Here is an 18,722-nt window from a genome sequence, read left to right on the forward strand (position 1 = left end):
CCTTCCGCCCTTGACCACGGTGGTCAGGCGACCGTACACTGCGCCCTGCGGGCAGGTGGATGGCAAGTTTTTCGTGCAGACCAACTGAGGATTAAAATCATCCCTCACTCTCCCTTTAAGCAAGGGGGAAACTTCACACTTTCGCTTTCCAAAGGGTTGACGTGCTTGGCGTGCCTGGCGCCTTGGCGGCGGCTTTTATCGAGATCAGGATCAATCCAATGAGCAGAACGACACGACAAATCCAGATAGGGGATGTCAAGATCGGCGGCGGCGCCCCGGTTTCGGTGCAGTCGATGACCAATACCGATACCCGCGACAGCGCGGCGACCCTGGCGCAGATCGGGCGGCTGACGGATGCCGGTTGCGAAATTGTCCGCTGTGCCGTCCCGGATGTCCCGGCGGCCGAGTCCCTGGCGGCGATCTGCGCCGGCAGCGCCATCCCGGTGATCGCCGACATCCATTTTGATTACCGGCTGGCGCTGAAGGCGGTGGAATCGGGGGTGGCGGGTCTGCGCATCAACCCCGGTAATATAGGCGAGCGCTGGAAAGTGCAGGAAGTGGTCAGAGCCTGTGCCGAGAAGCGGCTGCCGATCCGTATCGGCGTCAATGCCGGTTCGCTGGAGAAGGACCTGTTGCGGAAGTATGGTCATCCGGGGGCCGAGGCGATGGCGGAGAGCGCTCTCGGTCATATCCGCATCCTCGAAGAGCTGAATTACGACCAGATCAAGGTCAGTCTCAAAGCCTCCGATATCCGTCGTACGGTCGAGGCCTACCGGCTGCTGGCGGCGCAGGTCGATTACCCGCTGCACATCGGTATCACCGAGGCCGGTACCCGTTTCAGCGGCACGGTCAAGAGCGCCGTCGGTCTCGGGGTGCTGCTCTACGAGGGCGTCGGTGATACCCTGCGGGTGTCCCTGACCGGCGACCCGGTCGAGGAGGTGCGGGTCGGTTTTGAAATTCTCAAGAGTCTCGGCCTGCGTGAGCGGGGACCGGTCTTTATCAGCTGTCCGACCTGCGGCCGCTGCCAGATTGACCTGATCGAAACCGCCGAAGAGGTGGAAACGCGTCTCAGCGGTTTGCCGGTGCCGCTTACCATCGCCGTCATGGGGTGCGTGGTCAACGGCCCGGGGGAAGCGCGCGAGGCGGATCTCGGTATCGCCGGCGGCAAGGGGCAGGGGCTGCTGTTCCGCCGGGGTGAGATCGTTCGCAAGGTGCCACAGGCTGAGCTGGCCGACGCGCTGGTCGAAGAGGCTGAGCGGATGGCGGCGGAACGGCAGCGGTCCTGACCGGCTCCGCTGGTGATCTTCTCAGCCTCTGCTATCCTTATGGAGATTACCTGAATCAGTGAGTTCCTGTTGGATGGAGAGGGCAAGTGCTTGGCCTGAATGAGATTTCCGAAAATCTGAAGCGCACCCACCAGGTTCGCTGGTAATTTGGGGGAAACTCAGGCGGGTCAATGGCTTGCGCTATCCGCCGACAAGGGGCTCACTGATTCAGGGACTATCTTCTCGGGAGGAATACCCATGGACTGGCAGAGCTTTTTCTCCGGGGACGCGTTTACTGACTACGTGATTCCCTGGGTGATCAACATCGGCCTGTCGGCTGCCGTTTTTATTGTCGGACGAATTGTCGTCGGCATCATCACCGGGTTGATGCGCAAGCTGCTGACCAAGGCGAAGATGGATGAAATCCTGGTCGATTTCATCTACTCGATAGCCCACGCGGCGCTGGTGCTGTTTGTTATCATCGCCGCCCTTGACCAACTCGGAGTCGATACCACATCACTGATCGCCCTGCTCGGCGCCGCCGGCCTGGCGGTCGGCCTGGCGATGAAGGATTCGCTGCAGAATTTTGCCGCCGGGGTGATGCTGATCATTTTTCGCCCCTTCCGGGCGGGGGATTATGTCGAGGTCGCCGGAACCGCGGGGACGGTTGAGAAGATCAGTATTTTCAGTACCGTACTGAAAACCCCGGACAACTGCGAGGTCATCGTTCCCAACGGCAATATCTACGGGGACAACATCAAGAACTACGCGGCCCGCCCGACCCGGCGCATCGACCTGGAGTTCGGTATCGGTTACGAGGATGATATCCGGCAGGCTCGCGACATCATGTTGCGGCAGATCCGCGCTGATGAACGGATTCTCGAGGATCCTGAACCGGTGGTGGCGGTTGCCGAGCTGGCTGACAGCAGTGTCAATTTCGTCGTTCGGCCCTGGGTTGAAACCGCTGATTACTGGGCGGTTCGTTTTGACCTGATCGAAAAGATCAAGCTTGCCTTTGATGCCGAGGGCATCTCGATCCCCTATCCGCAGATGGATGTCCACCTCGAACAGTCCCGCGCTGCGGCGGTTGGAAGCTGATGGAGATTCTGGGTATCGATATCGGCGGCACCGGGATCAAGGCCGCGCCGGTCGATGTGGTCGGTGGTCGCCTGCTGTGCAAACGTCGTCGCCTGCTGACGCCGCAGCCGGCGACGCCGGCCGCGGTGGTGCGGACGGTGACGGAACTGGTGCGGAGTTTTTCCTGGAGCGGGCCGATCGGCTGTGGTTTTCCCGCGGTGGTTCGTAACGGCGTGGCCTTGTCGGCGGCCAACATCGACCGCTCCTGGGTCGGGGCCGATGCCGGGGCGCTGCTGTCGGAGGCGACCGGTTGCCCGGTGCGGCTGATCAATGATGCCGATGCCGCCGGGCTGGCCGAGATGCGTTTCGGAGCCGGGCGCGGCGTCGGCGGAACGGTGATCATGGTGACCATCGGCACCGGGCTCGGCTCGGCCCTGTTTCGTAACGGGGAACTGCTCCCCAACAGTGAACTCGGTCATCTCTATCTTGCCGACGGCACCATGGCCGAGCACTTTGCCTCCGCCCGTGTCCGCAAGGCGGAAGGGCTCTCCTGGCAGCAGTGGGCGGGGCGTTTCAGTCTGCACCTGCAGCAGCTGGAGCGGCTGCTCAATCCCGATCTTTTCATTCTCGGCGGCGGCGGGAGTAGGAAATATACGGAGTTCATCGATCTGCTCAAGGTCGAAACGCCGGTCAGGGTGGCACGCCATTTCAATGACGCCGGGATTGTCGGCGCTGCCCTGGCGGGATGCCCGGAAGCATTGCCAGACCGTGTCGCCAGTGGCATAATTCAGATCTGAATATCGTGACTTTGCGGGTTCGAGGTTGTCCCCCCGGATATTCTCTCTATGGAGGTTCGATGCGCCTGCTTCTCGTTATCCTTGTTCTCTGCGGTTCTGTTGTTTCCAGTCCGGCGGCCGAAACCGCGGTCACGGCCGACCAGGTGGTGACCCGCTTCCTGCAGCGGGACTTCATCGGCAGTCGTCTGACGCCGGAGGAATGGAAAACCAACATCGCCACCCTGGTTGGTTGGCAGACGGAGCCCGACTGGGCGGTGCTGGTGGTGGTGGAGAGCTATCGGGCCAAGCCGGTCCAGCGCGCTCCCGACGGGCTCCGTGCCGTGGTTGAATACCGGGTTCTCGGCGAACTGCTTGACGGGCAGTGGATTCCGCGCAAGAAGAGTCCTGAACTGCAGCGGGTCAACTTTCTGCTCGACCGGCAGGATGGGCGATGGCAGGTGAAACGGCCGGTTCAGCCGCCGCATATTTCCCTTGCCACGGCGATTCGACAGCTTGAAGTCGCCGCCGGTGAGTTTCAGCAGGCCGGCCGCCAGGCGATGCTGCAGCAGTCTCTGCAGCAACTGCGGGCGCTGCGGGACGCGGGGTCATCGGGATCATAACGTCCCGAAGGAAGGTTTCCAGGCTTGTGCCTGAAGCCGTTGATGCCGGACTTGATTCAGGTCACGGGTCGTGAATTCGTCTTCTTTGCGATTGATATTCCAATCTGTTATCGGGAGGTTCGTCACTGTTATCCGAGGAGAGGTGCAAAATGGCTGTACAGAAGTTGATCGATGATTTGAAAAACGGCAGTGGTATCAAACGTTCCCGGGCCGCGGCCGAATTGGGCCACTGCGGTGATCTCGCCGCCGCCGCCGCCCTGATCGGCGCCCTCGAGGATACCAATGCCACGGTACGCAGCAATGCCACCTTCGCTCTCGGTGAACTGGGGGTGCGTGAAGCCGTGCCGCAACTGGTCCCGATGCTGAAAGATGGCGATGAGTGGGTCCGCAAGAGCGCGGCCAAGGCTCTCGGGCTACTGAAGGCCGAAGAGGCACTGCCGCACCTGGAAGCGGCCCTGGAGGATCCCTCGGACATTGTTCGCAGCAATGTCAGCCGCAGCCTGGAGCAGATTCGCAGCAGCATGTCGGGTTCTTGATCTTTTTTAATTTTATCGTATGATAGCAGCACGCTGAATCGTTTCCGGTGCAACATGGAGGTTGGACCTGAACCCTCAGGTTCAGGTTGGAAATAAGCCGCGAAAGGAGGGGTGGAGAATTGCCGGAGGCGGTTCCATTCAACCCTTTTCATGGAGGAAAAGAACGATGAAACGTCTGTTTGTTGCTGTGTTGCTGGTTGTGTCGAGCCTGTTCGTTTTCAGCCTGCCGGCTGGTGCCGCCGAGGTGCCGTTGCAGGCTCAGGTCAAGACCGGCGCTGTCAATGTCAATGTCGCTACGACCAGGGAATTGCAGAAGTTGCCCGGAGTCGGCAAGGTGACCGCTGAGCGGATTGTCGCCTTCAGGGACGCCAACGGCCCTTTTGCTTCGGTCGATGCCCTGGTCAAGGTCCAGGGGATTGGCAGAAAAACGCTGGAAAAGATTCGTCCGCTGGTGGTGGTTGAGTAATTCTGACTTCCTGTCCGGTTTTCCATCAAACGGAGCAGAGCCCGCCGGGCAACCGGCGGGCTTTTTCAATAAAATGTAAGCGGTGAGATGTTTTTTGAGATTTTTTTGAGATGGCGAGGCTATACTCGCAACTTCTTTCTGTTGATGGCGTCGCAAAAACTCACCAGCAGCTGCGTTGCTGCGTTTGTCTCGCTGCTTCAACGTACGTAAATACGCCTCATTGCTCGACAATCGCGCGCCTTGCTGCTGGCGCTTTTTGCTTAGCCAACACTCTTGATGCTTTTTGCGAAAGCATCTTCTGTTCAGCCGGTCGAGGTGTTTTTTTCATGCAGTATGAAACCAGGGCACGCTCCATCTTCAAGGCCCTTTCGTGGCGCACCTGGGCCACCATCACCACGGCGGTCATCGTCTTCGCCTTTACCGGACGGTTCGCCCTGGCGCTGACCGTCGGCGCCCTGGAAGTTGTCGCCAAGATGGCGCTCTATTTTTTTCACGAGCGCCTGTGGCAGAAGATCCGCTGGGGGAAGAAAGAGGTGCCGGCCTTTGTCCTCTGGTTTACCGGTCTGCCCGCCTCCGGTAAAAAAGCCGTGGCCGACAGAGTGTACCAGCTGCTGAAAGACCGGGGGCTCAAGGTTGAACGTCTCGACAGCCGTGATGTCCGCCCCCTTTTCCCCGAAACCGGCTTCTCTCCGCCCGAGGTCAACCGCCACGTCAAGCGCTCCGGCCACCTCTGCGCGATGCTGGAAAAGAACGGGGTCAGCGTGGTCGCGTCCTTTGTTTCTCCCTACCGTGAAAGTCGTGAATTCGCCCGGCGGATGGCCGCGACCTTTGTCGAGGTTCACATGCGTTCGACGCCGGAGGCCTGTATGAAGCGGGACAGCAAGGGGCACTACGCCAGAGCCCAAAGAGGAGAATTCAAATATTTCCCCGGCGTGGATGTCGCCTATGAGCAGCCGCGGCAGCCGGAAATCGTGATCGATGTGGAGCAGACCCCTGCCGAGAGAGCCGCGGAGCAGGTGCTTGACTACCTGAAGAAGCATGTCCTGGTCGAAGGCCGACGGGTGAAGAAGGCGCCGGCAGCGGCCGAAGTTTCTTTCGATGAATCCTGACCATCACATCGTCAACTCATATATGAAAGAGTGGAAAGTTATTTTATGAACCAGACCCACCTGCGCCAGCTGGAAGCGGAAAGTATCCATATCATGCGCGAGGTCGCCGCGGTTTTCGAAAACCCGGTGATGCTCTACTCCATCGGCAAAGATTCCTCGGTGATGCTGCACCTGGCCCGCAAGGCCTTTCATCCCGGGAAGCTGCCCTTCCCGCTGATGCATGTCGACACCACCTGGAAGTTCCGTGAGATGATCGCGTTTCGGGAGCGGATGGCGGCCGAGCATGGTTTTGAACTGCTGGTTCATACCAACCTGGAGGGTGTTGAACGGGGGATTTCTCCCTTCACCCACGGCAGCGCCCTCTACACTGACGTGATGAAGACCGAGGGGTTGAAGCAGGCGCTTGACAAGTACGGCTTCGATGCCGCCTTCGGCGGCGCGCGGCGGGACGAGGAAAAGTCGCGCGCCAAGGAACGGATCTTTTCCTTCCGCAGCGCCAATCACCGCTGGGATCCGAAGAACCAGCGACCCGAATTGTGGAATCTCTACAACACCCGGGTCGCTCCGGGCGAGAGCATCCGTGTTTTTCCGCTCTCCAACTGGACCGAACTGGATATCTGGCAGTACATCTATCTTGAGCAGATTCCCATCGTGCCGCTCTACTACGCCAAGGTCAGGCCGGTACTGGAACGGGAAGGCATGCTGATTCTCGCCGATGATGACCGTCTCGAACTGAAGCCGGGCGAAAAGATCGTCGAAAAGTCAGTCCGTTTCCGTACCCTCGGCTGCTACCCGCTGACCGGAGCCGTCGAATCGACCGCCGCCACCCTGCCGGAAATCATCCAGGAAATGCTGCTGACCCGCACCTCGGAACGCCAGGGGCGCGCCATCGATCACGACCAGGCCGGCAGCATGGAGAAGAAGAAGCAGGAAGGGTATTTTTAAAAGCAAAAGCGGCTAAAGGTTACATACCACATCGGCTAAAGGCCAAAGGTTAAAGGTCGAAAGGAGCCGGTTATCCCCTTAGCCTTTAGCCCTTCGCCCTTAGCCGCACTTGAGGAACTTATGAACAACCAATCCGTACTGATCGCCGAAGATATTCACGCTTACCTGAAAGCCCAGGAAGAAAAATCGATGCTGCGCTTCATTACCTGCGGCAGCGTCGATGACGGCAAGTCGACCCTGATCGGGCGGCTGCTGTGGGATTCGAAGCTGGTCTTCGAGGACCACCTGGCAGCGCTGGAAGCCGACAGCAAACGGATCGGCACCCAGGGGGACGAGATCGATTATGCGCTGCTGCTCGACGGCCTGCAGGCCGAGCGGGAACAGGGGATCACCATCGATGTCGCCTACCGCTTCTTTTCCACCGACAAGCGCAAGTTCATCGTCGCCGACACCCCGGGGCATGAACAGTACACCCGCAACATGGTCACCGGCGCCTCGACCGCACAGCTGGCGGTGATCCTGGTTGACGCCCGCAAGGGCGTGCTGACCCAGACCCGGCGTCACAGTTTCCTGGTGTCGCTGGTGGGGATCCGCAAGGTTGTGCTGGCGATTAACAAGATGGACCTGGTCGACTATCGTGAAGAGACCTACAAAACCATCTGCGCCGACTACCGGCAGTTCGCTGCCGAACTCGGTTTCGAGGAGATGACCTGCATCCCGATCTCGGCTCTTAAGGGGGACAACATCATCCACCCCGGGGAGAATATGCCCTGGTACGACGGCCCGACGCTGATGCACGCCCTGGAGACGGTCGCGGTCGGCGACCGGGCGGTGGAACTGCCGTTCCGCATGCCGGTGCAGTGGGTCAACCGGCCCAATCTTGATTTCCGGGGATTTTCCGGCACCATCGCCTCAGGCCGCATTTTGCCGGGAGACCGGATCGTCGTGCCCGGATCGGGACAGACCAGCCGCATCCGACGCATCGTCACCATGGACGGAGACCTGGACCAGGCGGTTGCCGGACAGGCGGTCACCCTCTGCCTCGAAGACGAGATCGATATCAGCCGCGGTGACCTGCTGGCCGATGCCGAGGCGCGGCCTGTTCATGCCGACCAGTTCCAGGCGCACCTGGTCTGGATGCACGAGGACGCCCTGCTGCCGGGACGCAGCTACCTGCTCAAGACCGGCGCCAGTCTGGTGACCGCCCAGATCGGCGAGTTGAAATACCGCGTCGACGTCAACAGTCTTGAACATCAGCCGTGCAAGACCCTGGCGCTCAACGAGATCGGCGTCTGCAACCTCGCCCTGGATCGTGCTGTCTCCTTCGATCCCTACAAGGAGAACCGCGGCACCGGCAATTTCATTCTCATCGACCGCCTGACCAACGCCACCGTCGGTGCCGGAATGATCGATCATCCGCTGCGCCGCGCCAGCAATATTCACTGGCAGTCGATCGATGTCAACAAAGACTCCCGCGCCGCCATCAAGGGGCAGAAACCCTGTGTCCTCTGGTTCACCGGGCTTTCCGGCGCCGGCAAGTCGACCATTGCCAACCTGGTGGAAAAGAAACTGCATGCCCTCGGTCGTCATACCTACCTGCTCGACGGCGACAATGTCCGCCATGGTCTGAACAAGGATCTCGGTTTTACCGACGCTGACCGGGTGGAGAACATCCGCCGTATCGCCGAGGCGGCCCGACTCTTCGTCGATGCCGGGATCATCGTCCTGACCGCTTTCATCTCCCCGTTTCGCAGTGAGCGAAAGATGGCCCGTGACCTGCTGGAGGAGGGCGAATTCATCGAGGTTTTTGTCGACACCCCGCTTGAAGTCTGTGAACAGCGCGATCCCAAGGGGCTCTACAAGAAGGCCCGTTCCGGCCAGTTGCCGAATTTCACCGGCATCGACTCGGCCTACGAACCGCCGGAAAATGCCGAAATGGTGATCGATACCCGGGAAAAGCCGGCCGAAGAGATCGCCGAAGAGATTGTCAAGCGGCTGCTCGGCGATGAATTGCTCGGCGAGCAGCGCGACGGAACCTTGTGGCAGTCATGACCGAACAGGACAAGGCTATCATGGATATCGATATCGCCAGGGTCTGCGCCATCGCCCGTGCCGCGGGAGAGGCGATCATGGAGATCTATGCCGGGGAGTTCAATGTCGAACTCAAGGGGGATCAGTCGCCGCTGACCTGCGCCGACAAGGCCTCCCACCAGGTCATCAGCGCCGGGCTTAAGCGTAACTTTCCCGAGATTCCGATTCTCTCCGAGGAGGGGGCGGAGATCTCTTTTGATGAGCGCCGCGGCTGGGAGCGTTTCTGGCTGGTCGATCCCCTCGACGGCACCAAGGAGTTCATTAAGCGCAACGGCGAATTCACCGTCAACATCGCCCTGATTGAAGCCGGGCAGCCGGTTCTCGGGGTGGTCTACGTCCCGGTGCAGGAGAAACTCTACTGGGGAATCGAGGGACAGGGCGCCTGGCTGCAGACGGGGCGGGGCGAGCCGTGCCCGGTCCGTGTCCGCAACCCCGATCCCGCGGCGGGATTGAAGGTGGTGATGAGCCGCTCCCATCCGTCGCCGGAGCTGGCGGCCTACCTGGAGAAAATTCGCGTCGCCGAAGCGGTTTCGGTCGGCAGTTCACTGAAACTCTGTGTCGTCGCCGAGGGGCTGGCCGATATCTACCCGCGTCTCGGTCCGACCATGGAATGGGATACCGCCGCCGGTCACGCCGTTGCCGTCGCCGCCGGGGCGAGGGTGACGACCCCCGGGGGAGAGCCGCTGTGTTACAACAAGCAGAACCTGCTCAATCCCCACTTCATCGTCGCCCCGCCGGGGCTGGAGCTGCCGCGGGTCTGAATAAGGCCTTAAACCGGATTCAGGCAAGGGAGAAAAAAATGTCGATACTCGTGACCGGCGGGGCCGGATATATTGGTTCCCACACCGTCCTTGAGCTGTTGCAGGCGGGGCAGGAGGTGGTCGTGGTCGACAACCTCAGCAATGCCTCGCCGGTTGCCCTTAAGCGGGTTGCCGAGCTGGCCGGGCGCCAGGCGCGGCTGGAGGTGGCCGATATCCGCGACCGGTCGGCACTGCGGCGTATTTTCGATGACTGCCGTCCCGCCGCAGTGGTCCACTTCGCCGGGCTCAAGGCGGTCGGCGAATCCTGTGACATCCCGCTGGCCTATTATCAGAACAATGTTGCCGGTACCGCCACCCTCTGCGAGGTGATGGCCGAGGTCGGCTGCAAGCGGCTGGTCTTCAGTTCCTCGGCCACCGTCTACGGTGACCCGGCCTCCCTGCCGATCCGCGAGGATTTCCCCACCGGGGCGACCAATCCCTACGGACGGACCAAGCTCTTCATCGAGGAGATGCTGCGCGACCTGCATACCTCCGACTCCGAGTGGCGGATCGCCCTGCTGCGCTACTTCAATCCGATCGGCGCCCATGAAAGCGGCCGCATCGGCGAGAATCCCAACGGCATTCCCAACAACCTCTTTCCCTTTATCACCCAGGTCGCTGTCGGCAAGCGTGAACGACTGTCGATCTTCGGCGATGATTACCCGACCGTCGACGGTACCGGGGTGCGCGACTACATCCATGTTGTCGACCTCGCCCTCGGCCATCTCCGAGCGCTGGAACGTCTCGAACGCGAGCCGGGGCTGGTCTGCGTCAATCTCGGCACCGGACAGGGCTACTCGGTGCTGCAGATGGTCGACGCCTTTCAGCGGATCAACAACATCGCGGTGCCCTACCGGATTGTGGCCCGCCGCCCGGGAGATATCGCCGCCTGCTACGCCGACCCGTCCCTGGCCGCGGAAGAACTGGGCTGGAAGGCCGAACGCGGACTCGAAGAGATGTGCCGCGACGGCTGGAGATGGCAGCGGCAGAATCCGAACGGCTACGCCGGGGAGTGAAGGAGATGGGAGATGGGAGATGGGAGATGGGAGATGGGAGATGGGAGATGGGAGATGAGAGATGGGAGATGGGAGATGGGAGATGGGAGATGAGAGATGAGAGATGAGAGATGAGCAGGGGGTGAAGAGGTTTGCTCCTTATTCTTGCCTTTGCCTCTCACGTCTCACATCTCACATCTCACGTCTTACATCTCACATCCCCGCCCCCGCCCGCAGTCTTTTCGCCGCCTCTTCCAGCACCGGCCGGGATTTGCAGAAGGCGAAGCGGACCAGGTCGCGACCGTCGTCCGGGTTGCTGCAGAAGGGGCTGACCGGGATGGCGGCGACGCCGACCCGTTCGGTCAGATCACGACAGAATGCGATGTCATTCCCCCGTCCCAGAGCGCCGATGTCGACACAGACGAAATAGGTCCCCTGCGGGGTCAGCGGCGGCAGGCCGACGTCGGCCAGCAGCTCGCAGAGAAAATCGCGCCGCTGCCGGTAATCCTCCTTCAACCGCTGATAAAAGTCCTCTCCGACGGCCAGGGCCTCGGCCGCGGCGGTCTGCAGCGGGGCCGCGCCGCAGAAGGTGATGAACTGCTTGACGCGCAGCAGGGCCTCGACCAGGTCAGCCGGTCCGGCAGCCCAGCCGACCTTCCAGCCGGTGACGCTGAAGGTCTTGGCGAGGCTGGAAATGGTCAGGGTGCGGTCCGCCATGCCGGGCAGGGTCGCCAGGGGGATGTGCTCGCCCTCGAAGAGGATATGCTCGTAGACCTCGTCGGTGACGGCGATGACATCATGCCTGACGCAGAGTTCGGCAATCGCCCGCAGTTCCTCCCGGTTGAACACCTTGCCGATCGGGTTCTGCGGTGAATTGAGCAGCAGCAGCCGGGTGCGGGGGGAGATCAGCCGCTCCAGTTCGTCGCGGTCGACGTGCCAGTCAGGCGGTCGCAGGGTGAGGGGACGGGATACGCCGCCGGCCATGCTGATCGCCGGGCGGTAGGAATCGTAGCAGGGCTCGAACAGAACCACCTCATCGCCCGGATCGAGCAGGCTGAAGAGAGCGGCGAACAGCGCCTCGGTGGCGCCGACCGTGACCGCGATCTGCGACCCGGGGTCGAACTGGAGGCCGTATTGTCGGCTCATCTTGGCGGCGATCGCCTCGCGCAGCTGCGGCTGTCCGTTGCTGGGGGCGTACTGGTTGCAGTCCTGCTTGATGGCGCGGACGGCACTGCGCTTGATCGCTTCCCCGGCGGCGAAGTCGGGAAACCCCTGGCCGAGGTTGATCGCCCGGTGGCGGTTGGCGAGATCGGTCATCGCGGTAAAAATAGTCGGTTGCAGGGATGCTGCGCGTCGGGCCATGCGGGTCATGGTATGTCCTCCGGAAAGCAGGAGAAAACTTTACCTGATCACTGCAGATCGGTAAAGCCGTCGTTCGGAAATTGACTTTCATTCCGGCAGATAGTATCAAGCTGCAAGGCAAGGGGGACAGTCCCCTGATTGAAGGCAAGGGGAACAGTCCCCTTAAGGGAGGGGGACTGTTCCCGAGAACATCAGATACCCGGGGAAAGCGCGGGGCGGAAGGACGTGTTACGCAATGAGAATACTGGCCAACCTGTTCATGTGGATGTTCCTGGCTGATGGTTGCCTGTCGGTCATCGATGAACTGCTGGCCTATAATTCCGGCGTCCATGGTCTGCTCGGGGTCCGGACCCTGGTGGCTTTCAGCGTCGTCGTGCTGTCCTTTATCATCTACGGTGCCATGCTCTTTGACCGGCGCCTGCCGAAGCTGATCCTGCTGCCGCAGTCGCTGTTCGCCATCTGGGGCATGACCGGGCTCTGGCCGCTTTCCTTCTTCATCCTCTCGGACAATCTCGGCGTGATCATCGCAGGGCTGCAGGTCTCCCTCGGGCTGCTGCCCTTCTTCGTGCTGCGGGGGGAAGGCCGGGGGCTGCTGCTGCGGCCGGAACGTTTTGCCGGCAGGGGATTCAGTGCCGGCAACCTGCTGCTCGGCATTGCCGGAACCCTGTTCGTCGTTCCCCTGTTGCTGGTCAGCTTTGCCGGTGCCGGGACGGTTGAAGCCATCAATAAGGCCACCGCCGGGTTCATGCGCGTCGATGCCCGCGGCATCAGTATGCAGGAGCGTGTCTACCGCCGCGGCGACAAGACCGTGCGCCTGGTGGCCATGATTCACATCGGTGACCAGAGCTACTATGACCAGCTTGCCGCATCGGTCGCCGCGCCGCATACCCTGGTTCTCGCCGAAGGGGTCAGCGACCGCGGGGGACTGCTGACCGCCGCCTACAGCTATGACCGGGTCGCCTCCCTGCTCGGTCTCAGCACCCAGCGGCAGATGCCGATGAAGGGACGGCTGATCGGTCCGGATGAGCTGCGCGGAAAGGGCGAAAAGGGGGAGTTTCCGGGGCCGGATATCCTGCGGGCCGATGTCGACCTGAGTGATTTCGATCCCCGGACGGTGGAATTTCTCAACATGCTCGGCAGGGATGTTTTTTCCAGCGACGACCTGGCTTCCGGCCTGCGGACCTATAACGCGTGGATCAACCGCAACATGGACCAGGAACGCTACGCCAGGCTGATGGATGATATCCTCACCCGCCGCAACCGGACCGTTCTCGATTACCTGGGACAGGCGCTCGACAAGTATGACGTGATCGTCATCCCCTGGGGCGCGCTGCACATGCGCGGCATTGAGGAAGGCGTTCTGGCGCGGGGGTTTCGGTTGCGGAAGACAGAACAGAGGATGAGTGTCGATTTCAGCGCCCTGCTGAAAAAAGCATCGGACTGAGCCCAAATCCATCGGCTGTTTTGCGGAGCGAGGGTGACGGGACGGGTGGAGATGCGCGGCGTCGCGCTGTTTCGGGCGCAGACGTAGCCGCGCTACGTCGAGCACCGAAGCGGTGACGGCAACAAAGCAGATTCACCCGTAACGACAGCCGAATCCCGAAATTGCTGGTGGATTTGGGCTGAGTCCGTCGTGGTAATTCCGCGGGGAATCTGCTAACCTGTCGATTCGATTTCTCCCTTATCTTCGAGGCAGGACCATGAGCAGACCCAACACCATCCTGACCGCGGGGTTCGCCCTGTTCAGCATCTTTACGTCTTTCCTGTTCGTCTCCTACGGCCTGGGGGGTGTTTCGAATGAACTCGCCTCTCAGCGACTGCAGCTTTTTTCCTACGTGACCGCCGGTTACGGGTTGATGAACATCTACATTCTCAGCACCGCCTGGCGCAGCCGGGAAAAATGGACCCTGATGGCGAGCAAGCTGATCTCGTTCTGTTTTTTCGGCGTGCTGATCATGGACCAGGTCAAGTTCGGTGCGGAAACCGGCCGCAGCATGCTGGTGCTGCCGATCGTCGCGGTGGTGCTGCTGGTCAACTGGTGGGCAGTCAGGACCCTGGTTCGACGGGAAGGCTGACAGGCTGGCAGGCTGGCAGGCTGGCAGGCTGTGAACGGAACGAGGACAAATGAAACGGGGACAGGCACCTGCGGAGCCTGTCCCCTGTCGCATCTCACATCTCACATCTCACATCCGGCGTAAAATCTCCACAGTCTCGTCCGGTTCGGGGCGGAGGGTGTGGTCGGGGTAGAAGTCGGCCCGGTGGATGGTTCCGGCAGGGTCGATGATGATGCGGGCCGGCATCGGCAGACGCCAGCTGTCGTCGCCGTTGAAGCGCGGGATGTCGAGGCCGAGGCTCCGGTAGACCTCGCGCATCGCTTCGGGCAGGGTATAGACCGCCCCGAACTTGGCGGCGACCTTGTTGCCGGGGTCACTCAGCACCGGGAAGGTCAGTCCCAGTTTCTGCACCAGCTGTGGGGTGTACTTCGCCAGCATCGGCGAGATGGCGACCAGGGTGGCGCCGCTCTTTTCAATTTCCGGCAGAACCGCCTGCAGAGCCTCCAGCTCCGCGTTGCAGTACGGTCACCAGACCCCCCGGTAGAGGGTCATGACCAGCGGCCCTTTCTCACGCAGGGCAATCGAACTGATCTGGTTGTCGTTTTCATCCTCAAGGGTGAAATCGGGCGCTTGGTTTCCGGGCTGGATCACCCCGGACATCATCGCCGCGACATCGAACTGCTCTTTGGCCCTGCCCATGGCGTCGAGAATGGCAGGGTCGACCTTGCTGACGAACTCGGCCTTCATGGCGTCGAGTCTGGTTTGCAGTTGCATTGGATCCTCCCTTTGTCGGTTTTTGTCGACTCTATCATGAACCGGAAGGACCGCAACAACGGGGCCGGGGTCAGGGCAGCGTGAAACCTTCTCCGGCGAACTGGATGTTGGCGGCATCATCGCAGCGCGGCGGCGAGACGGCGTGGACGCCGCCGCAGGCCGGGCAGGTGCCGACAAAGGTCGTCAGGGTGAAGGGAGCGCCGCAGCCCCGGCAGTTGGTGGCCAGCCCGCCCCCGGGGATCTCACGGTCGCGCAGCGCGCCGCCGTGTGCCCGGCTGACGAATTCGACCAGTTCCCGTCCTTCTGCGAAGGGTCCGCCGCCGGCATGGGCATGGCTTCCGCCGCATCCGCATTCGTGCATTGCATATCTCCTTCCTGAACCCGTGGGATCAGGGATTCAGTTGTTTGTGTGGGATGTGTTCTGGTCCCCGGCCACATGGCCGCGGGTCCGTTATTTTGTCCTTTTCCGTTTGCGCAGCATGGCGCGGATACTGAAAAATCCGCCGCAGCCTGCCAGCATCCAGATCAGCAGGGTGACGATCAGTTCGGATATTGTCATACGGTCTCCTTTGTCCCGGTCCGTTGCTCCGGGCCCTGGTTGATGATCCAGAATAATCGGCGCCGCCCGGTCGCGCCTTGAGCTATGTCAAGTTTTCAATCGGGATTATGTTCTAAGATGATCGCCATCATGACATCGATATTGCGGAAAACAACCGCCCTGCGCCTGCTGGTGCAGTGGGCCTTTCTCGGCTGGTGCCTGTTTCTTGGTATCCAGTTCAGCCTGTTTGTCGAACACTACCGGAGTTTCGGCCGGACGCCCGACTACCTCCGGCCGCCCGGAGTGGAGGGCTTTCTGCCCATCGGCGCCCTGGTCAGCCTGAAGAACTGGCTGGTCAACGGGCAGTTCGACACCATCCATCCGGCGGCGCTGGTACTGCTGCTGACCTTTTTCACCATGTCGCTGCTGGCGAAAAAATCATTCTGCTCCTGGCTCTGCCCGGTCGGGACCGTCGAAGAGGGATTGTGGCGGCTGGGTCGAAAACTCTGCGGCCGCAATTTCACTATCTGGCGCTGGCTCGATATTCCGTTGCGGGCGCTCAAGTACGCGCTGTTGCTGTTCTTTTTCAAGCTGATTATCATCGACATGCCGGCGGCGGTGCTGCAGGGTTTTCTCGCTGCCCCCTACTGGGCGGTGGCCGATGTACGCATGCTGCATTTCTTCACCGGGCTCTCCCCCTTGAGCCTGGGGGTGATCCTGCTGCTGGCGCTGCTCTCGGTTTTTTACCAGAATTTCTGGTGCCGTTACCTCTGCCCCTATGGTGCCCTGGTCGGGCTGCTGAGCATGCTCAGCCCGTTGAAAATCCGCCGCAGCGACGAGCATTGCGTCCACTGCGGCGCCTGTAGCCGCGCCTGCCCGGCACAGTTGCCGGTGGCGGAGAAGACCGTGATCCGTTCACCGGAATGCACCGCCTGCCTCGGTTGTGTCTCCAGCTGCCCCGAAGCTGCCGCCCTCGGCATCCGGCTGCCTTTCCTGCAGCGCGCCATTCCCGGCTGGGGCTTCGGTCTGCTGGTGCTGACCCTCTTCTTCACCGGCGTCGCCGCCGGCATGCTCAGCGGTCACTGGCACACCAGCCTCACCCCGGAGGACTTTCAGCGCCTGATTCCCATGGCCGAAAGGTTCGGTCATTAGTCGGCTGAGCAAAAACGCCCATCTGCGGCGTTGTCCGCCCCCCTGCGTCAACGACGTACCTTCCGGTACGCCTTATTCCGCAGGGTTGCGGACGCCTTGCATCTGGGCATTTTTGCCCAGCCTCGAACCTTGAGCCTCGAACCTCGAACCTTGAACCTTAAACCTTGAACCTTAAACCTTGAACCTTAAACCTTGAACCTCGAACCTCGCCCCACCTTTCCTTATTGACCCCCGCTCCCCGGTTTGACACAATTAATTCGCTTGACCCCAGTCCATCCTCGACAAGGAGTTGTTTTGCCTTCTTTGGATTTTGAACGTGAAAAACGCGTCTTCCGTGACTTCTACGACCGCAACCGCAGGCAGCTCGAAGAGGCCAGGGATGTTTTTATCCGGCTGATCGGTGACCAGATCCGCCAGTCCGACATCGGCGAGGTGACCAAGATCGAGGGGCGGGTCAAGGATCGCGAGGAATGCATCAAGAAATTCCACCGCAAGTACCAGGAAAAGCTGGAGGCGGATGAGCAACCTTATGAAATCAGGGATTTTATTTCCGACCTGATCGGCATCCGCATCGTCTGTCTCTACGAGGACCAGATCGCCCTGGTGTCCGAAGTGCTGCAGCAGAACTACCGATTGATCGAGGTGACCGACAAGATCTCGGCAGTGGAAAGTACCGAGGATTCCTTTGGTTACAAGGGGCTGCACATGGATCTCGCCCCGGACGGCGAACTGCTCGGTTCCGGTTTCTGCCTGCCGTATGAGGATTTTCGCTTCGAGGTGCAGATCCGCTCCCTGATCCAGGATGCCTGGAGCGTGCTGGACCACAAGATCAAGTACAAGAAATCGATTCCCAACGACCTGAAACGGCGGATCAACGTGCTGTCGGCGCTGTTTGAACTGGCCGACCGCGAGTTCAAGGAGATCCGCAACGCCACCGCCGCCCTGATCCGGGAGGCGACGGACGATCCGCTCGGTGAAGCCCCGGTCGCGGAAACGGCTCCCAGCCGGGGAGCCGGGGTGGCGAGTGAAAAGATCATCAACGCCTTCAATTTCCTGCGGGTGGCCGGGCATTTCTTCCGTGATTTCGAATTCGAGGACTACAAGGTCGACGGTTTCGTGCAGGATATCCTCCGGCTGCACCCGGAATTCACCAAGGGTGAACTGCACCATTGCCTGGTTGATCACCTGAAGCAGGTCCGGGAATACCGTGACCTCTATCTCGCCGAAAACGCCGATCACAGTTTCAGCCCCTACACGGTGATTCGTCACTGCCTCTATCTCTCCGATCCGAGAACCTTCCAGCGAATTCTTTCGCGGGTTTCCCGTGAACGCTTCGTCGCTTTTCTCGCCGGCGGGCGGGATTAGTCGTCATGGCCCGGCCATGGATCATTCTCGACCGTTTCGAGGTCGACGGGGAGGGGACGCTCGAACTGCGCCGTCGCGGTGACCGGGATTTCCTTATCGCTATCGGCCCGCAGATCCTGATGAACAGCAGCCAGCAGCTTTCGGAAGTCGCCCTCGGCCGCCTCGGTTGTGCCGGTCTGCGGCAGCAGTCGGCACCGCGGGTGCTGATCGGCGGTCTGGGGATGGGAATCACCCTGCGGGCGGCGCTCGATGAACTGCCGGCGGATGCCGAGGTGGTGGTGGCCGAGCTGAACCCGCGCATCGTCGACTGGTGCCGCGGACCGCTCGCCGATCTGACGGCGGGGGCGGTGCTGGATGAACGGGTGAAGGTTCATCTCGGAGATGTGACGAAACTGATCGCCGAGACCGCCGCCGGCGATCCCGGCGGGCGTTTCGATGCTATCATCCTGGATCTCTACCGCGGTCCGCACGCCGGGACCGACCGGCTCAACGACCCGATCTACGGCAGCTGGGCAATCGAACGTTCCCGCGATGCCCTGCGGCCGGGGGGGATTTTCGCGGTCTGGGGGGAGAATTACGATGCCGGGTTCAGTCGGCGGCTGACCGCTGCCGGGTTTGCGGTGCGCTGCGAACGTCCGGGGCGCGGCGGCTACCGGCACGCGGTGTTCCTGGCGCAAAAAGCATGAACCGGGACAGGAAAGGGGACAGTCCCCTTAAATGAGGGGGACTGTCCCCGGGTCTTCTTGCTCGCTGCGCTTGAAAGCAAAGGGGACAGGCACCTGCGGAGCCAGTCCCCT

Annotated in this window: 19 protein-coding genes and 1 pseudogene; 16 read left to right on the plus strand and 4 right to left on the minus strand. The window is 61.2% G+C overall.

What is annotated here, in order from left to right; all coding sequences use genetic code 11:
• Positions 1-218 precede the first annotated feature (218 nt).
• The 11 genes from ispG (at position 219) to galE (ending at position 10,701) form a co-directional block, all read left to right on the plus strand.
• Positions 219-1,286, plus strand: a complete 1,068-nt coding sequence (gene ispG / locus B5V00_RS04155; RefSeq protein ID WP_085009499.1) for a flavodoxin-dependent (E)-4-hydroxy-3-methylbut-2-enyl-diphosphate synthase — start codon at positions 219-221, stop codon at positions 1,284-1,286.
• A 237-nt stretch (positions 1,287-1,523) separates the two neighbouring features.
• Positions 1,524-2,363, plus strand: a complete 840-nt coding sequence (locus tag B5V00_RS04160; protein WP_085009500.1) for a mechanosensitive ion channel family protein — start codon at positions 1,524-1,526, stop codon at positions 2,361-2,363.
• Positions 2,363-3,139 (plus strand): polyphosphate--glucose phosphotransferase, encoded by a 777-nt coding sequence (gene ppgK, locus B5V00_RS04165; protein ID WP_085009501.1) that lies wholly within the window; start codon positions 2,363-2,365, stop codon positions 3,137-3,139. Before B5V00_RS04160 ends, ppgK begins: the two co-directional genes overlap by 1 nt.
• A gap of 59 nt (positions 3,140-3,198) precedes the next feature.
• Positions 3,199-3,738 carry a hypothetical protein gene (locus B5V00_RS04170; protein ID WP_085009502.1) on the plus strand — a complete coding sequence of 180 codons (540 nt, stop codon included), beginning with the start codon at positions 3,199-3,201 and terminating at the stop codon, positions 3,736-3,738.
• 149 nt (positions 3,739-3,887) lie between these two features.
• On the plus strand, positions 3,888-4,274 hold the full coding sequence (locus B5V00_RS04175) for a HEAT repeat domain-containing protein (protein WP_085009503.1): 387 nt from the start codon (positions 3,888-3,890) through the stop codon (positions 4,272-4,274).
• A gap of 166 nt (positions 4,275-4,440) precedes the next feature.
• Positions 4,441-4,740: a ComEA family DNA-binding protein gene (locus tag B5V00_RS04180; RefSeq protein ID WP_085009504.1), complete on the plus strand. Its 300-nt coding sequence runs from the start codon at positions 4,441-4,443 to the stop codon at positions 4,738-4,740.
• 326 nt (positions 4,741-5,066) lie between these two features.
• Positions 5,067-5,849 carry an adenylyl-sulfate kinase gene (gene cysC / locus B5V00_RS04185; RefSeq protein ID WP_172399618.1) on the plus strand — a complete coding sequence of 261 codons (783 nt, stop codon included), beginning with the start codon at positions 5,067-5,069 and terminating at the stop codon, positions 5,847-5,849.
• A 45-nt stretch (positions 5,850-5,894) separates the two neighbouring features.
• Positions 5,895-6,794: a sulfate adenylyltransferase subunit CysD gene (cysD, locus tag B5V00_RS04190; RefSeq protein WP_085009506.1), complete on the plus strand. Its 900-nt coding sequence runs from the start codon at positions 5,895-5,897 to the stop codon at positions 6,792-6,794.
• A 120-nt stretch (positions 6,795-6,914) separates the two neighbouring features.
• Positions 6,915-8,846 carry a sulfate adenylyltransferase subunit CysN gene (gene cysN / locus B5V00_RS04195; RefSeq protein ID WP_085009507.1) on the plus strand — a complete coding sequence of 644 codons (1,932 nt, stop codon included), beginning with the start codon at positions 6,915-6,917 and terminating at the stop codon, positions 8,844-8,846.
• The gene (gene cysQ / locus B5V00_RS04200; protein ID WP_139800642.1) at positions 8,843-9,646 is read left to right on the plus strand and encodes a 3'(2'),5'-bisphosphate nucleotidase CysQ; all 804 of its coding nucleotides are present in this window, start codon (positions 8,843-8,845) and stop codon (positions 9,644-9,646) included. Before cysN ends, cysQ begins: the two co-directional genes overlap by 4 nt.
• 38 nt (positions 9,647-9,684) lie before the next feature.
• The gene (gene galE, locus B5V00_RS04205; protein WP_085009508.1) at positions 9,685-10,701 is read left to right on the plus strand and encodes a UDP-glucose 4-epimerase GalE; all 1,017 of its coding nucleotides are present in this window, start codon (positions 9,685-9,687) and stop codon (positions 10,699-10,701) included.
• A gap of 192 nt (positions 10,702-10,893) precedes the next feature.
• Here galE and B5V00_RS04210 read toward each other — a convergent pair whose 3' ends face one another.
• Positions 10,894-12,051: an aminotransferase class I/II-fold pyridoxal phosphate-dependent enzyme gene (locus B5V00_RS04210; RefSeq protein ID WP_085009509.1), complete on the minus strand. Its 1,158-nt coding sequence runs from the start codon at positions 12,049-12,051 to the stop codon at positions 10,894-10,896.
• A 226-nt stretch (positions 12,052-12,277) separates the two neighbouring features.
• Here B5V00_RS04210 and B5V00_RS04215 point away from each other — a divergent pair, with 226 nt between their 5' ends.
• Together B5V00_RS04215 and B5V00_RS04220 are read left to right on the plus strand one after the other, a co-directional pair.
• Positions 12,278-13,486 carry a hypothetical protein gene (locus B5V00_RS04215; protein ID WP_085009510.1) on the plus strand — a complete coding sequence of 403 codons (1,209 nt, stop codon included), beginning with the start codon at positions 12,278-12,280 and terminating at the stop codon, positions 13,484-13,486.
• Between the two features lie 256 nt (positions 13,487-13,742).
• Positions 13,743-14,117 (plus strand): hypothetical protein, encoded by a 375-nt coding sequence (locus B5V00_RS04220; RefSeq protein WP_085009511.1) that lies wholly within the window; start codon positions 13,743-13,745, stop codon positions 14,115-14,117.
• Positions 14,118-14,225: 108 nt separating this feature from the next.
• Here the strand turns inward: B5V00_RS04220 and B5V00_RS04225 are convergent.
• The 3 genes and pseudogenes from B5V00_RS04225 to B5V00_RS04235 form a co-directional block, all read right to left on the minus strand.
• Positions 14,226-14,609, minus strand: a pseudogene (locus B5V00_RS04225) (peroxiredoxin-like family protein); the annotation flags it as partial.
• A gap of 12 nt (positions 14,610-14,621) precedes the next feature.
• Entirely contained in the window at positions 14,622-14,870 is a 249-nt protein-coding gene (locus B5V00_RS04230; RefSeq protein WP_085009513.1) for a thioredoxin domain-containing protein, read from the minus strand.
• Between the two features lie 70 nt (positions 14,871-14,940).
• Positions 14,941-15,231, minus strand: a complete 291-nt coding sequence (locus tag B5V00_RS04235) for a hypothetical protein (RefSeq protein WP_085009514.1) — start codon at positions 15,229-15,231, stop codon at positions 14,941-14,943.
• Positions 15,232-15,558: 327 nt separating this feature from the next.
• Here B5V00_RS04235 and B5V00_RS04240 point away from each other — a divergent pair, with 327 nt between their 5' ends.
• The 3 genes from B5V00_RS04240 (at position 15,559) to B5V00_RS04250 (ending at position 18,611) form a co-directional block, all read left to right on the plus strand.
• Positions 15,559-16,560: a 4Fe-4S binding protein gene (locus tag B5V00_RS04240; protein WP_085009570.1), complete on the plus strand. Its 1,002-nt coding sequence runs from the start codon at positions 15,559-15,561 to the stop codon at positions 16,558-16,560.
• A 303-nt stretch (positions 16,561-16,863) separates the two neighbouring features.
• Entirely contained in the window at positions 16,864-17,925 is a 1,062-nt protein-coding gene (locus B5V00_RS04245) for a GTP pyrophosphokinase (RefSeq protein ID WP_281249644.1), read from the plus strand.
• A gap of 5 nt (positions 17,926-17,930) precedes the next feature.
• Positions 17,931-18,611 carry a spermidine synthase gene (locus B5V00_RS04250; protein WP_085009516.1) on the plus strand — a complete coding sequence of 227 codons (681 nt, stop codon included), beginning with the start codon at positions 17,931-17,933 and terminating at the stop codon, positions 18,609-18,611.
• Positions 18,612-18,722 lie beyond the last annotated feature (111 nt).

Origin of the sequence: Geothermobacter hydrogeniphilus (assembly GCF_002093115.1) — a bacterium.
Lineage (GTDB): Bacteria > Desulfobacterota > Desulfuromonadia > Desulfuromonadales > Geothermobacteraceae > Geothermobacter_A > Geothermobacter_A hydrogeniphilus.